Source organism: Pseudomonas sp. 9_2_1, from assembly GCF_059295275.1.
On the sequence record NZ_CM181239.1, the window covers coordinates 1,341,133 to 1,354,389 of the forward strand.

The 13,257-nt window shown below is 62.9% G+C and carries 14 protein-coding genes; 6 read left to right on the forward strand and 8 right to left on the reverse strand.

Annotation, left to right across the window (positions count from 1 at the left end; translation table 11 throughout):
• The first annotated feature begins 59 nt into the window (after window positions 1-59).
• The 4 genes from bamJ to AC5O5I_RS06065 all read left to right on the forward strand — a co-directional run bounded on the left by bamJ (window position 60) and on the right by AC5O5I_RS06065 (window position 2,357).
• On the forward strand, window positions 60-812 hold the full coding sequence (gene bamJ / locus AC5O5I_RS06050) for a BamJ family beta-barrel-assembly machinery protein (RefSeq protein ID WP_494512218.1): 753 nt from the start codon (window positions 60-62) through the stop codon (window positions 810-812).
• A 291-nt stretch (window positions 813-1,103) separates the two neighbouring features.
• Window positions 1,104-1,544 carry a YkvA family protein gene (locus AC5O5I_RS06055; protein ID WP_172228342.1) on the forward strand — a complete coding sequence of 147 codons (441 nt, stop codon included), beginning with the start codon at window positions 1,104-1,106 and terminating at the stop codon, window positions 1,542-1,544.
• 109 nt (window positions 1,545-1,653) lie between these two features.
• A complete protein-coding gene (locus AC5O5I_RS06060) occupies window positions 1,654-1,992 on the forward strand; it encodes a helix-turn-helix domain-containing protein (RefSeq protein ID WP_494512219.1) in 339 nt (112 codons plus the stop codon).
• Entirely contained in the window at window positions 1,989-2,357 is a 369-nt protein-coding gene (locus AC5O5I_RS06065) for a hypothetical protein (protein ID WP_172231955.1), read from the forward strand. Before AC5O5I_RS06060 ends, AC5O5I_RS06065 begins: the two co-directional genes overlap by 4 nt.
• 48 nt (window positions 2,358-2,405) lie before the next feature.
• Here the strand turns inward: AC5O5I_RS06065 and AC5O5I_RS06070 are convergent, their stop codons facing one another.
• Window positions 2,406-3,389 (reverse strand): EAL domain-containing protein, encoded by a 984-nt coding sequence (locus tag AC5O5I_RS06070; protein ID WP_494512220.1) that lies wholly within the window; start codon window positions 3,387-3,389, stop codon window positions 2,406-2,408.
• A 119-nt stretch (window positions 3,390-3,508) separates the two neighbouring features.
• Window positions 3,509-5,590, reverse strand: coding sequence for a carboxy terminal-processing peptidase (locus tag AC5O5I_RS06075; protein ID WP_172286184.1), 2,082 nt, complete (start codon window positions 5,588-5,590; stop codon window positions 3,509-3,511).
• 144 nt (window positions 5,591-5,734) lie between these two features.
• On the opposite strand from AC5O5I_RS06075, the gene AC5O5I_RS06080 reads away from it, so the two are divergent.
• Window positions 5,735-6,697 carry an NAD(P)H-quinone oxidoreductase gene (locus AC5O5I_RS06080; RefSeq protein ID WP_494512221.1) on the forward strand — a complete coding sequence of 321 codons (963 nt, stop codon included), beginning with the start codon at window positions 5,735-5,737 and terminating at the stop codon, window positions 6,695-6,697.
• Between the two features lie 124 nt (window positions 6,698-6,821).
• On the opposite strand, the gene AC5O5I_RS06085 is transcribed toward AC5O5I_RS06080, so the two are convergent.
• The 6 genes from AC5O5I_RS06085 to AC5O5I_RS06110 form a co-directional block, all read right to left on the reverse strand.
• Complete coding sequence (locus AC5O5I_RS06085; protein ID WP_172224891.1) at window positions 6,822-7,475, reverse strand: HAD family hydrolase; 654 nt, start codon at window positions 7,473-7,475, stop codon at window positions 6,822-6,824.
• Between the two features lie 14 nt (window positions 7,476-7,489).
• Complete coding sequence (locus AC5O5I_RS06090; RefSeq protein WP_172286182.1) at window positions 7,490-8,479, reverse strand: ABC transporter ATP-binding protein; 990 nt, start codon at window positions 8,477-8,479, stop codon at window positions 7,490-7,492.
• Between the two features lies 1 nt (window position 8,480).
• Window positions 8,481-9,278 carry an ABC transporter permease gene (locus AC5O5I_RS06095; RefSeq protein ID WP_372242427.1) on the reverse strand — a complete coding sequence of 266 codons (798 nt, stop codon included), beginning with the start codon at window positions 9,276-9,278 and terminating at the stop codon, window positions 8,481-8,483.
• The gene (locus AC5O5I_RS06100; RefSeq protein WP_172224883.1) at window positions 9,265-10,113 is read right to left on the reverse strand and encodes an ABC transporter permease; all 849 of its coding nucleotides are present in this window, start codon (window positions 10,111-10,113) and stop codon (window positions 9,265-9,267) included. Before AC5O5I_RS06100 ends, AC5O5I_RS06095 begins: the two co-directional genes overlap by 14 nt.
• Entirely contained in the window at window positions 10,110-10,916 is an 807-nt protein-coding gene (locus tag AC5O5I_RS06105; RefSeq protein ID WP_172224880.1) for an alkaline phosphatase family protein, read from the reverse strand. Before AC5O5I_RS06105 ends, AC5O5I_RS06100 begins: the two co-directional genes overlap by 4 nt.
• 144 nt (window positions 10,917-11,060) lie before the next feature.
• Window positions 11,061-12,125, reverse strand: coding sequence for an ABC transporter substrate-binding protein (locus tag AC5O5I_RS06110; RefSeq protein ID WP_494512222.1), 1,065 nt, complete (start codon window positions 12,123-12,125; stop codon window positions 11,061-11,063).
• A 316-nt stretch (window positions 12,126-12,441) separates the two neighbouring features.
• On the opposite strand from AC5O5I_RS06110, the gene AC5O5I_RS06115 reads away from it, so the two are divergent.
• Window positions 12,442-13,155 carry a UTRA domain-containing protein gene (locus AC5O5I_RS06115; RefSeq protein WP_172224875.1) on the forward strand — a complete coding sequence of 238 codons (714 nt, stop codon included), beginning with the start codon at window positions 12,442-12,444 and terminating at the stop codon, window positions 13,153-13,155.
• The last annotated feature ends 102 nt before the right edge of the window (window positions 13,156-13,257 follow it).

Consider the following 13,257-nt stretch of genomic DNA (forward strand, 5'->3'; position numbering starts at 1 on the left):
CTGATAAGCTCGCGGCTTCTACCCTGATTGCCCTTATGGCGCATGAACAAGGAAATCACATGAAACAGCATCGTTTGGCGGCTGCGGTTGCCCTGGTTGGCCTGGTACTGGCTGGCTGTGATCAACAGGCCAGCAGCCCCGAGCTGAAGACTCCGGCACAGAAAGCCTCCTACGGAATCGGCCTGAACATGGGCAAGAGCCTGGCTCAGGAAGGCATGGAAGACCTTGATTCGAAAGCAGTCGCGCTCGGCATCGAAGACGCCGTCAGCAAGAAAGAGCAACGCATCAAGGATGAAGAGCTGGTAGAGGCCTTCACCTCGCTGCAGAAACGCGCTGAGGAGCGCCTGGCCAAGGCCAGCGAAGAAGCTGCCTCGGCCGGCAAGAAGTTCCTTGAGGAAAACGCCAAGAAGCCTGGCGTGGTCACCACCGCCTCGGGCCTGCAGTACGAAGTGGTCAAGAAGGCCGACGGCCCGCAGCCCAAGCCGACCGACGTGGTCACCGTCCACTACGAAGGCAAGCTCACCGATGGCAAGGTGTTCGACAGCTCCGTCGAGCGCGGCAGCCCGATCGACCTGCCGGTCAGCGGCGTGATCCCGGGTTGGGTCGAAGGCCTGCAACTGATGCACGTCGGCGAGAAGTACAAGCTGTTCATCCCGGCTGAACTGGCCTACGGCGCGCAAAGCCCAAGCCCGCTGATCCCGGCCAACTCGGTGCTGGTCTTCGACCTGGAACTGATCGCCATCAAGGATCCGGCCCAGCTGCAAGGCGCCGAGCCGGAGGCGCAAGCCCCGGCCGAAGCACCTGCCAAGTAACACTGGCTGGTTTCAGCAAACGCCCCGTTCTCACGGGGCGTTTGTGTTTTTGCCTGGCGGGTTGGTCGAACCCCCGACTGCTGATACTGTCCGAGAAAGTGCAGCTTGAAGATGCAGGATGCTTGTAACGCCAACCGTTTGCGGCGTACACACCACGGTGTGAAACGGTTGTGTAAAAAACGCCCGATCTGACCGGGACCCTTGCCTGACAGGCACCTGAGGTCAGAAAATTCGCCCTGTTCACAAGGTTATCCACAATAAATGTGGATAACCTTTCCTCTTGGAGGCTCCATGAGCGGTCCCTGGAATTTCGCCCGTTTCCTGCCGTTGGCAGAGCGCCTGCTTAGCCGCGGCCGGTTGCCGGCCTTGCTGTTTGCCGTGGCGCGTAAAGGCCCACGCCTGGGCCAGCTACGCGAAGATGTGAAGCTGCTGCAGTCGCTGTGCCTGGCCTGGTGGCGTGGCGAATACCGCGCCATCAGCCCCAAGGCGCTGGTCACCATCGTCGCCGGACTGCTGTATTTCGTCAGCCCTATCGATGCCATCCCCGACTGGATACTGGGCGTGGGCTTCCTCGACGACATCGCCGTGCTGGGCTGGGTGTTGAAGACCGTGGCCGACGAACTGGCGCGCTTCAAGGCCTGGCGCGACAGCCAGGCACCCGAGCGGCTGCGGGTGGTCGAGCGCTTGCCGGCTACCCCGGAAGCGCTGCGGCTGGAGCGTAATACGCCGTGAAACCGGCCATAACTACCGCAACTGCACAGACCCCGGAGTTGGTAATATAATTGGCATAAGGGTTATGCCTACGGATTACATGCGGTAATCCATTTTTAAGGGGTTTGTAATGGGTATTCAGGTCATCAGCCGGGACGGTCAGCCCGAGTACGCCGTGGTTCCCTGGGAGCAGTATCAGGCCCTGCTGAAGGCCGCCGGGCAGGCACCCGCCGAGGCGGTTGTCGGTGAAACGGCCAGCAGCGTTGCCGAAGCGCCGTTGCCGGGGTTCAGTGAAGTAGGGCAGATTCGTCAGGCCAAGGGCATTGCCCCTGAGCAACTGGCGCGCAATGTCGGGGTCAGCCCGGCGTACCTGGCCATGATCGAGTCGGGTGAGCGTCAGCCCGATGCCGCCATCCGCCGCGCACTGGCGTGGCACCTGGGTGTGGCGGGCTGGAGCGAGCCATCATGAGCCAGGTCAGGATCAGCCGTCAGCACTGGGATAACCTGCTGGGCGAGCTTGACCTGGCCCGTCGTCAACGTCACCTGCTGACGTACCGAGCGCTGATCGAGCGCTTGCAACTGCCCAGCCCGGCCATGCAGACGCTGACCGCGGCGTTGGAATACCTGGCGCTGCTCGATGCCCGCGCCGAGCAGCCACTGCGCAGCTCGCTGGTGATCAGCCAGGGTGCCAGCCGTTTGCCGCGTACCGGCTTTTTTGAGTGCGTGGAGCGGCTTGGGCGTTTTTCCGGGCCGGTGGATGGCATGGAAGCGGCGTCATGGCATGCCTCCGAGGTGGTGCGGGTGTTCGAGTACTGCTATCCCGAAACAGCCTGAGTCTTTACCTGTACCGGCCCTATCGCCGGCAAGCCAGCTCCCACAGGTTCACCACAGGCCTTGAGCCTTTGCGCTGTACCTGTGTGGGGGCTGGCTTGCCGGTGATAGGGCCATGACAGGGAACGCATCCCTGTGAATCAACCCACAAGGCCTGCCATCGGCATCGACCACCTGCAATGCATCCAGGTGCTGATGCCGACCGAACAACTCCAGCAGCTGCCCGATCGTGGCATTGAGCCGCACCGTCGGCTGTTCGGCCAACGGCACGCTGATCGATACCGGCAACGGCCTGGCCTCACGCACGCCCAGCTCCTGCGGTCGCCCCAGCAGGTAACCCTGCACCAGGTCCACGCCCATCTCCACCAGCACCGCCAGCTCCTCTGCCAGCTCGATACCTTCGGCAATAACCTGCGCCTTGGACGCTCGGGCAATCTGTAATATCGAACCCACGAACTCGCGCTTGAGCGGATCACGGTGGATGCCGTCGATGAAATGGCGGTCGATCTTCACGTATTCAGGGCGCAGCTCCGACCACAGGCGCAGGCTCGAATATCCTGCGCCCAGATCGTCGATGGCAATCGAAAAGCCCATGTCGCGGTAGTGGTGCAGGGCATTGGACAGCAGCTGGAAGTCGTCGGTGGGGGTGTGCTCGGTCAGCTCGATCACCACCCGGCTTGGCGGCAGCCCGACCTGTTCGAGCAGTTTCAGGGTAAGGCCGGAGGGGTAGTGCGGTTCCAGCAGCGATTCTGGCGAGACGTTGAGAAACAGCTTGCCCTGCAACTGTTGCTCGCTGAAGCGGCGGCAGGCACTTTCCCGGCAAGCGGCCTCCAGCTCGGTCAGGCGGCCGGCCTGGCGGGCCACGGTAAACAGGTTGAGCGGTGCGTGCAGCGGGCTGTTCGACGGCCCACGGCTCAGCGCCTCATGGCCGAATACCCGTTGCTCGCTCAGGCACATGATCGGTTGAAACAGGCTGTGAATGCGGCTTTGAGCCAGAATGGCGCTCAAGGCACTGAGCTGTTCGGCAACGGTCATGGCGTATTCCTGAAAATGAAAGGGCCGGGCATCTGCATGCCCGGCCCTTATATTTCACGACAGCGCGATGACTGTATGATGACAGGTCACATTAATCTGCCATCACTGTCACTGGTGCCTTACTTCTTGGCCACCTTGGTGCTGGCGCTGAGGTAGTCGATCAGGATGCGGCCGGTTTCGGACAGGTAGGCATCGTCTTCCGGCTTGGTGTTGTCATCCTCGGCCGGCAGCGCGTCCTCGTCCTCTTTCTTCAGCTCTTTGAGCGGCTCTTCACCCTTCGCCTTGCGGCGGATGTTTTCCAGCGCCAGCTGCTTGGCCTCGATATCGTCGTGGCGTGCACGGCGGTCCTGCTCGTTGAGGCTGACGGTTTTTTCGTTCATCAGCTTCTGGGTCAGGGCCAGGCGGTCGCGGATGTAAGTGAACTCGGCATCCTTGTCGCTGCGCGCTTCATGCTGCGCCTTGAGCTGGGCCAGGAACGGCTTGAATGGGTCGGCCGCCGGCTTGACCACCGGGCGGATGGTGTCCCACGGCATGGCCTCGGGCAGGGCGCTCTCGCCAATTTCCTTGGTGTCGATGATCGACGGGTAGTCGATGTCGGGCAGCACGCCCTGGTGCTGGGTACTCTGCCCGGACACCCGGTAGAACTTGGCCAGGGTCAGCTTCAGCTCGCCATGGTTGAGCGGCTGGATGGTCTGCACGGTGCCTTTGCCGAAGGTCTGGCCGCCGATGATCAGGGCGCGGTGGTAGTCCTGCATGGCACCGGCGAAGATCTCCGAGGCCGAGGCCGACAGGCGGTTGACCAGCAGTGCCAGCGGGCCTTTGTAGAAGGCACCGGGGTTTTCGTCTTCCAGCACGTCGACGCGGCCATCGCTATTGCGCACCAGCACGGTCGGGCCTTTTTCGATGAACAGGCTGGTCAGCTCGGTGGCTTCCTGCAGCGAGCCGCCGCCGTTGTTGCGCAGGTCGATGACCACGCCGTCGACTTTCTCTTTCTGCAGTTCGGTGAGCAGCTTCTTCACGTCACGGGTGGTGCTCTTGTACTCCGGGTCGCCGGCGCGGTAAGCCTTGAAGTCCAGGTAGAAGGCCGGGATCTCGATGATGCCCAGCTTGTAGTCACGCCCGTCCTGCTTGAGCTTGAGCACCGACTTCTTCGCCGCCTGCTCTTCAAGCTTCACCGCTTCGCGGGTGATGGCCACGATCTTGCTGGTCTGGTCGCTTGGCGCATTGCTGGCCGGGATCACCTCCAGGCGCACCACCGAGCCTTTCGGGCCACGGATCAGCTTGACCACTTCGTCCAGGCGCCAGCCGACCACGTCGACCATTTCCTTGTTGCCCTGGGCCACGCCGATGATCTTGTCGGCCGGCGCTACCTGTTTGGTCTTGGCGGCCGGGCCTGCCGGTACCAGGCGCACGATCTTGACCTGGTCGTTGTCGCTCTGCAGCACTGCGCCGATACCTTCGAGCGACAGGCTCATGTTGATATCGAAGTTTTCCGCGTTGTCCGGCGACAGGTAGTTGGTGTGCGGGTCGTAGGACTGGGCGAAGGTGTTGATGTAGGCCTGGAAGATATCCTCGGCACGGGTCTGGTCGAGGCGCGCCAGCTGGTTCTTGTAGCGCTTGGTCAGGGTTTCCTGGATCTGCTTGGGTTCCTTGCCGGCGATTTTCTGGCGCAGCACCTCGTCCTTGACGCGCTTGCGCCACAGGTCGTCGAGTTCAGCCTGGTTCTTCAGCCACGGCGCATCCTTGCGGTCGATCAGCAAGGTCTCCTTGGTAGAGAAGTCCATCTTGTCCGCACCTTTGTTCAGCTCGGCCAGGGCAAAGTCCAGGCGTTGTTTGACGCGATCCAGGTAGCGCTTGTAGATGGTGAAGCCCGGGTCGAGGTTGCCGCTTTTGAGGAAATCGTCGAACTGCGTTTTCCATTTGTCGAATTCGGCAATATCGGCCGCGGTGAAGTAACTGCGCGCCGGGTCCAGCAGCTTGATGTAGCTGTCATAGATGATGACCGAACGGGCGTCATCCAGCGGCGGCTTGCTGTAGTGATGGCGCTTGAGCAATTCCACCACGTTGAGGCTGGCGACGATCTCGTCGCGGTCCGGCTGCAGGGTGTCCCACTTGTTGGCGGCCGCCGCATTGCCGCCGAGCGTGAGGCTACCCAGGCCGATCATCAGGGCCAGGGCGGTGCTTGGAAGGAAATGCTTCATGCTGATTCGACGTGGGGGCATTTGATCACGCATAGTAGGCCGTCTATTCCGTTCGCCGGCTCCATCAGAGCCGGGCGCATACTGCAAAAAGCCTGGGACATAGCGGTCCCAGGCTCGGTCATATGATTCAACTATGGAGGCACTGTGAAGGCATTGCAAGGCGTTGACGGACATGTGGAGTGGGTCGAGGCCGAACGCCCGGCCTGTGACGCCGGCCAAGTGCGCATTCGCGTGGCCGCCGCGGGGCTGAACCGCGCCGATCTGCTGCAGATGAAAGGTTTGTACCCGCCACCGCCGGGGGCCAGCCCTTACATGGGGCTGGAGTGCGCCGGGGTGGTCGAGGAAGTGGGCGCCGGTGCCGACTGGCGGGTCGGCGACCGGGTGTGTGCGCTGCTGGCCAGCGGCGCCATGGCCGAGCAAGTGGTGGTGGATGCCCGCCACGTGCTGCCGGTGCCCGAGGGCCTGAGCCTGAATGAGGCCGCGGCGTTGCCGGAGGTCTATGCCACTGCCTGGCTGAACATCTTCCAGCTGGGTGCGCTGAAAGCCGGTGAGAAGGTGCTGGTGCATGCCGGTGCCAGTGGCGTTGGTTCGGCTGCCATCCAGCTGTGCAAGGCGTTCGGCAGCCCGGTGTGGGTCAGCGTCGGTTCGCCGGACCGGCTGGCCTACTGCGAGGCGCTGGGCGCCGCAGGTGGCGTGGTGCGTAACGAAAACCTGGATGCGCTGGAAGGTTTCGGCCCGTTCGACGTGATTCTCGACCCGGTCGGCGCCAGCTACGGTGAACTCAACCTGAAGGTTCTGGCCCGTGACGGCCGTTGGGTGATCATTGGCCTGATGGGCGGGCGCAAGTTCGAGCTGGACCTTGCTCAGGTGCTGGGCAAGCGCCTGGAGATTACCGGTTCCACCCTGCGCAACCGCGATGACAGCTTCAAGGCCGAATTGCTGCGCGAGCTGCAGCAGCAGGTGTGGCCGCTATTTGCCGAAAAGCGCTTGTCGCCGCAGCTGGTCGATACCTACCCGGTCGAGTTTGCCCAGGCGGCGTATGCCGAGCTTGAGACCAACCAGGTGTCGGGCAAGCTGGTGATGGTCATCGACCCGAGCCTGGTGTAAGCAGGTCAGGCCTCTTCGCGGGTAAACCCGCTCCCACAGGGATCACCACAGGTTCCAGGGTTGTGGTATCCCCTGTGGGAGCGGGTTCACCCGCGAAAGGGCCGGTACAGGCAATGCAAGAAGCTCAGGACCAACTCAGGATCGGCCATTTGTTGGTCTCGGCATGCTCACGCAACACCCCATCCGGGTTCACCGCATACGGGTGATCCACCTTCAGCAGCAACGGCAGGTCATTCCTCGAATCGGAATAGAAACTCGCCCCCTCCAGGTTCTCCTGCTCCTGATCCAGCCACTCCAGCAACCGGGTGATCTTGCCTTCGCGGTAGGTCAGCACCCCATGGGTCTTGCCGGTATACACCCCGTTCACAGCCTCCAGCTCGATCGCCAGGTATTCATCCACCCCCAGCCGCGCCGCAATCGGCCCCACCAGGTGCGTCCCCGAAGCGGAAATGATCAGAATCCGATCCCCACGCTTGCGGTGCTCGGCAATGCAGCGGCAGGCGTCGCCGTAGATGATCGGCTCGATCACGTCCTCGACCCACGGCTCTACCAGATGCTCGACCTCTTCCAGGGTACGCCCGGCAATCGGCTCCAGGCTGAACGCCATGTAGTCTTCCATCTGCAGGTGGCCTTTGCCGTAGGCCTCCATCAGTTCATGGTCGCGACGCACAAACTCCTTGCCGTCGACCCAGCCCAGCCGGGCCATCTGCTCGCTCCACAACGACGCGCAGTCGCCATGGATCAGGGTTTCGTCCAGATCGAATATTGCCAGTGCCATTGTGTTGAATCTCCTTAAGCCACTTCCCGCAGCGCCGTGGGGTCGATCGACAAGCTTACCCGCTTCCCGTCCGCGTGCAGGTCGGCCGGCGAACGGTTGAGTACGTCGACCACCAACTCCACCTCGCGCACGTTTACCCGGTAGCGAATCACATTGCCCAACAGGCTGTGGCTACGTACTTCTGCGTCCAGCTCACCATTCACGCCCAAGGTGATCGACTCTGGGCGGATGGCCAGGCGGCTGGTGACCGGGCGCTGCAGCAGGCGGCTGGCGCTTTCGGCGTCGAGCAGGTTGTAGTTGCCGATAAAGCCGGCGGCAAACAGGTCCACCGGCGCGGTGTAGAGGGTTTCGGCATCACCGCTCTGGACGATGCGCCCCTGGTTCATCAGGAAGATGCGGTCGGACATCGTCAGCGCTTCTTCCTGATCGTGGGTAACGAAGATGGTGGTCAGCCCCAGTTCGCGCTGGATCGCGCGAATCTGCTCGCGCAGGTGCTTGCGAATGCGCGCATCCAGCGCCGACAGCGGCTCGTCCAGCAGCAGCAGGCGCGGGCGGGTGACCAGCGAACGCGCCAAGGCCACACGCTGGCATTGGCCGCCAGACAGCTGGTGCGGGTAGCGCCCGGCAAAGCTGCCCAGCTCCACCAGCGCCAGTACCTCGCGTACCCGGGCCAGGCTTTCATCGGCCTTGACCTTCTGCATGCGCAGGCCAAAGGCGACGTTCTGCTCCACGGTCATGTTGGGGAACAGTGCGTAACTCTGGAACACCATGCCGATGCCACGTTTTTGCGGGCTGACGGGCACGATGTCGTGGCCGTCGAGCAGGATCTGCCCGCTGTCCACCGGGGTCAGCCCGGCGATGCAGCGCAGCAGGGTGGACTTGCCGCAACCGGAAGGGCCCAGCAGGGTGACGAACTCGCCACGCTCTATATGGCAGTCGATGTTTTCGAACACCGGGCTGCCGCCGTAGCTTTTCTGCAGTTTTTGCACGCTGACGAAGCTCATGTCAGGTCTTGTCCTTGTTCAGGCGGTTGGCGACCCAGGTCAGTACCAGCACGAAAGCGAAGTAAGAGATCACCAGCGCGCTGTTGAAGTGGCCGCTGCTGTTGCGCATGTTGTTCAGGTACACCTGCAGGGTTTCGTAGCGCGTGCCGACCAGCAGGTTGGCGAACACGAACTCGCCGAACAAAAACGAGAACGACAGCAGCAGCGCTACCATCAGGCCCTTGCGCAGGTTCGGCAGCACCACCAGCAGTGCCGCCTGCCAGGTGCTGGCGCCGAGCAGCTGGGCGGCGTCCATCAGGTCGCGCAGGTTGATCGCCTGCAGGTTGTTGGTGATGGCCCGGTACATGAACGGCAGGGCGATGGTGAAGTAGCAGCCGATCAGGATCCACGGCGTGCCGACCATCGCCATCGGCCCGCTGCCGTACAGCTGCAGCAGCCCCACCGACGACACCACGGGTGGCACCGCGAAGGGCAGCAGGATAAGGATGTTCATCAGCGCATCGAGCCTGGGGAAGTGGTAATGCACCACGAACAGCAGCGGCAGGATCAGCACCACCGACAGCACCAGTGCGCCGACGCACACCAGCAGCGACTGGCCGAAGGCCGCCAGGAAGCGCGGTTCGCTCCACAGCGCCGCATACCATTTAAGGGTCAGGCCGCTGGGCAGCAGGCTGGCCGACCAGCTGGTGGCCAGCGAGTAGAGCAGGGTGCCAGCCAGGGGCAACAACAGGATCAGGAACAGCAGGTAGACCACGACGCGGTGGTACCAGCCGCCGGAGCGGGCGTCAGCGCGCATGATAGCTCCTTTTCAGCAGCCATTGATGCACCACCGTGACCAGCGTCATCAGCCCCACCAGCACCATCGCCAGTGCGCTGGCCAGGTTGGGGTCGAGGCTGATGTCACCGGCCACAAGGCCAGCGATGCGGATTGGCAGCACGTTGAAGTTGCCGGTGGTGAGTGCGTACACGGTGGCGTAGGCACCGAGGGCATTGGCCAGCAGGATGACGAAGGTGCCTAGCAGTGCCGGGGTCAGCACCGGCAGGCCGATGTGCCGCCAGTACTGCCAGTGGTTGGCGCCCAGCAATGCGGCCGACTCGCGCCAGTCCTCGCGCAAGGCGTCGAATGCGGGGTACAGCAGCAACACGCCAAGAGGGATCTGGAAGTAGGTGTACACCAGAATCAGCCCGCTCTTGGAATAAATGCTGAAGTCTTCCAGCAGGCCGACCTGCTTCAGCAGCAGCGTCAGCGCGCCATTGAACCCGAGCAGGATGATGAAGGCGAACGCCAGCGGCACCCCGGCGAAGTTGCTGGTCATGTTGGCGAAGGCGCTGACGAAGTCGCGCAGCTTCGAATCGACCTGGCGCAGCGAGTAGGCGCCAAGGGTGGCGATGATGATGCCGAACAGGCTCGACCAGAAGCTGATCTCCAGGCTGCGTTGCAAGGCCTGCAGGTAGAACTTCGAGGCAAACACCTTGCTGAAGTTTTCCACGCCCCAGCCCGCCTCGGACTGCACGCTGTTGATCGCCACCCAGGCCAGCGGGGCGATCTGGAAAATGACGAAGAACACGGCGAACGGCAGCAGGCACAGCAGGGCCAGGTAACGGCCACGGCTGCTGCGGTTGGGGGTATTCACTTGAGCAACTCCCGGCAGACCGTTTTGTCGTGTGCCGCACCCAGCACTTCGCAGATGGTCCCGCACAGCTCGGTCTGCAGCGGTTTTGCCGCAGGGTCGAGGCTGAAGGCATCGCCGAACACGAACAGCGGCACTTCGCGCTCCTCGGCCAGCAGGCCGTTGTGCGAGCGGTCGTTGTTCATGCCGTGGTCGGCGGTGACCAGGACCTGGTAACCCTCTTCAAGCCAGCGTGGCAGGTAGTCGGCCAGCAGGATGTCGACGCTGCGCGCGGCGTTGCGGTACTGGCTGCTGTCCAGCCCGTGGCGGTGGCCGATGTCGTCGACGCTCATCGGGTGTACCAGCAGGAAGTTGGGTGCGTGGCGGCGACGCAGGTATTCGCCGTCGGCCAGCAGGTGCGAGTCGGGGTAGCGGTCGTCCCAGTAGAACAACCCGTGCTGGATCGGCAGCTTCGGAGCGTGGGTATGGCGGTCGCGCTGCGGGTCGAAGGGCGAGCGGTTGTACAGCTCGCTCATCCAGTGATAGGCCGCTGCAGCGGTGCCCAGGTTGGCCTCGCGGGCGTAGTGAAACACGCTGCGCTGGTTGGACAGGCGGTTGACGTTGTTGTGCACGATGCCGCTGTCGATGGGCGGCACGCCGGTGAGGATGCATTCGTACAGCGGTCGCGACAGCGACGGCAGCTCGCATTCCACACGGTACAGCGCGGCGCGGTCGGCCTCGACATAGGCGTGCAGGTGGCCCATGGCGTGGTGGGCGACCTGGTAGTTGAGGCCGTCTAGCAGGACCAGAATGACGTTGTGTTGCATGTTTGCTCCAGTCATGAACCGCGTTGGATTCATCGCCGGCAAGCCAGCTCTCCCAGGGATCCCACATGGCGAGTGTTGTGGCTATCTTGTGGGAGCTGGCTTGCCGGCGATGAGGCCCGTACAGGTGCCAGGGATGCTGGCGCCTTACTCCATTTCGATGATCACCTGCTCCTGCCACTTCTGCGGCAGCGCCTTGGAGGTCTTTTCCCAAGCGTCGGCGTTCTTGATCGGCTGCGCCGCACCGTACTGCTCGTTGGGCAGCAACTTGGCCTGCACGTCTGCGGGCAGCTTCAGGTGCTCCGCCCGGATCGGCCGCGCGTGACCCTTGGCCAGGTTGATCTGCCCTGCATCACTGAAGATGTATTCGCGGGTCAGCTTGGCCGCATTCGGGTGCTTGGCGTACTTGTTGATGATGGTGGTGTAACCCGAAGTGACCGAGCCATCCGAGGGGATCAACACCTCAAAGCGGTTGGGATCGATCTGGTCACGGTAGCTCAGGCCGTTGAAGTCCCACACCACGCCAACTTCCACCTCGCCCTTTTCCAGGGTCTGGATGGTCGGGTTGGCCAGCGACAGGCGTTTCTGCTGCGCCAGCTTGGTGAACAGCTGCAGGCCCGGTTCTATGGTGTTCTCGTCACCCTTGTAGGCGATGGCCGCAGCCAGCACACCGTTGGCGGCCTGGGCGGCGGTGCCGACGTCACCGATGGCGACCTTGTACTTGCCTTTTTCAAGGTCATGCCAGGTTTTCGGGCGTTCGTCTTCCTTGACCAGGTCCTTGTTGATGATGAACGCGATGGTGCCGGTATAGGCCAGTGCCCAGTGGCCATCCTTGTCCTTGGCCCATTCAGGCACCTGGTCCCAGGTGCTTGGCTTGTACGGCTGGCTGACGCCCTTGGTCACGGCGATGGGGCCGAAGGCGGCACCCACGTCGCCGATGTCGGCGCTGGCGTTGTCCTTCTCGGCATCGAACTTGGCGATTTCCTGGGCCGAGGTCATGTCGGTGTCGCTGTGCTTGAGGCCGTACTTGCTGGCCAGGTCTTCCCAGGTGCCTTTCCAGTTGGCCCAGGCATCGGGCATGCCCACGCTGTTGATGTTGCCTTCCTTGCGGGCGGCGTCTTCCAGTGCCTTGAGGTCGGTGCCGGCGGCCATGGCCGTGGTACACAGGGCGATGGCCGAACCGAGCAGTGACGCCATGAAGAACTTTTTCATCCGTAGCTCCTTGGGTGGGTGCCTTTTGCGATCGTTGTTATGGGTAAAGCCGTTGCCCGCGACCATTGGTCTAGGTCAGCAAACCTTGAGCCAAGGTAGGCCGCTTGCGTGACAATTTGATGTAGGGAAGGGCCGGCAAGCGCCCTGCAGCTACAGCGTAGACCACCTAATCACCCCGGCCCTGCTGGCTTGGCGCGTTTCTGGCAGTGACTGGCCAAAGCCTTTGTCACAGGATGTTCATCAGCCCTGCCTAGGCTGCACTATTCTCCACATGCCCTGTGCTGGGGCTGGACTAGTCCAGATAGGTAACCTTTCGATGCAGTCGACGCCCCCGCGTGCGGTAACAGCTATCTGCCATGCCCTACAGGAGCAGATCGAGCACGGCTTGCTGGCGCCGGGCGGCAAGCTTCCGGCCGAGCGCCGGCTGAGCGAGGTGTTCGATACCACGCGCATTACCCTGCGCGAGGCGTTGGCGCAGCTGGAAGCCCAGGGGTTGATCTACCGCGAAGAACGCCGTGGCTGGTTCGTTGCGCCGGAGCGGCTGACCTACGACCTGATCGAGCGTAGTCATTTCCATGCCATGGTGCGCGACCAGGGCCGGCTGGCCAGTACCGAGCTGCTGTCGGCGCGGCTGCAGCCGGCATCGGCGGCCATCTGTGCGCGCTTGCAGCTGCCCGCGTTGTCCAGCGTGGTGCGGATTTGCCGGCTACGGCGGATTGACGGCCGCGCGGTGCTGTACGCCGAGCATTACCTCAACCCGCGGTATTTTCCCGAGATTCTGCAGTACGACCTGGCGCAGTCGCTGACCGAGATTTATGGGCGGGTGTATGGCATCCGCTATGGGCAGGTGTGCTTCGAAATCCTGCCGACGGCGCTGCCGGTGGAGGCAGCGGCCGCATTGAAGGTGTCGGTGGGCAGCCCCGGGCTGCACATTACCCGGGTCAACAGTGACCAGCATGGGCACCTGATCGACTGCGACCTGGAGTATTGGCGGCATGATGCCATCCGCATCCGCGCCCAGGCGGGTTGATAGTAGATTCCGGGGCTGCTTTGCAGCCCATCGCCGGCAAGCCAGCTCCCACCTCGACCGCATTGGCTTCCAGCCTTGCGCAGTACCTGTGGGAGCTGGCTT

Coding starts and splice junctions, on each gene's coding strand:
- AC5O5I_RS06060 (WP_494512219.1), top strand. CDS start 1,654: ATGGGTATTCAGGTCATCAGCCGGGACGGTCAGCCCGAGTACGCCGTG.
- AC5O5I_RS06105 (WP_172224880.1), bottom strand. CDS start 10,916: ATGCAACACAACGTCATTCTGGTCCTGCTAGACGGCCTCAACTACCAG.
- AC5O5I_RS06055 (WP_172228342.1), top strand. CDS start 1,104: ATGAGCGGTCCCTGGAATTTCGCCCGTTTCCTGCCGTTGGCAGAGCGC.
- AC5O5I_RS06110 (WP_494512222.1), bottom strand. CDS start 12,125: ATGAAAAAGTTCTTCATGGCGTCACTGCTCGGTTCGGCCATCGCCCTG.
- AC5O5I_RS06075 (WP_172286184.1), bottom strand. CDS start 5,590: ATGAAGCATTTCCTTCCAAGCACCGCCCTGGCCCTGATGATCGGCCTG.
- AC5O5I_RS06065 (WP_172231955.1), top strand. CDS start 1,989: ATGAGCCAGGTCAGGATCAGCCGTCAGCACTGGGATAACCTGCTGGGC.
- AC5O5I_RS06115 (WP_172224875.1), top strand. CDS start 12,442: ATGCAGTCGACGCCCCCGCGTGCGGTAACAGCTATCTGCCATGCCCTA.
- AC5O5I_RS06070 (WP_494512220.1), bottom strand. CDS start 3,389: ATGACCGTTGCCGAACAGCTCAGTGCCTTGAGCGCCATTCTGGCTCAA.
- AC5O5I_RS06085 (WP_172224891.1), bottom strand. CDS start 7,475: ATGGCACTGGCAATATTCGATCTGGACGAAACCCTGATCCATGGCGAC.
- bamJ (WP_494512218.1), top strand. CDS start 60: ATGAAACAGCATCGTTTGGCGGCTGCGGTTGCCCTGGTTGGCCTGGTA.
- AC5O5I_RS06090 (WP_172286182.1), bottom strand. CDS start 8,479: ATGAGCTTCGTCAGCGTGCAAAAACTGCAGAAAAGCTACGGCGGCAGC.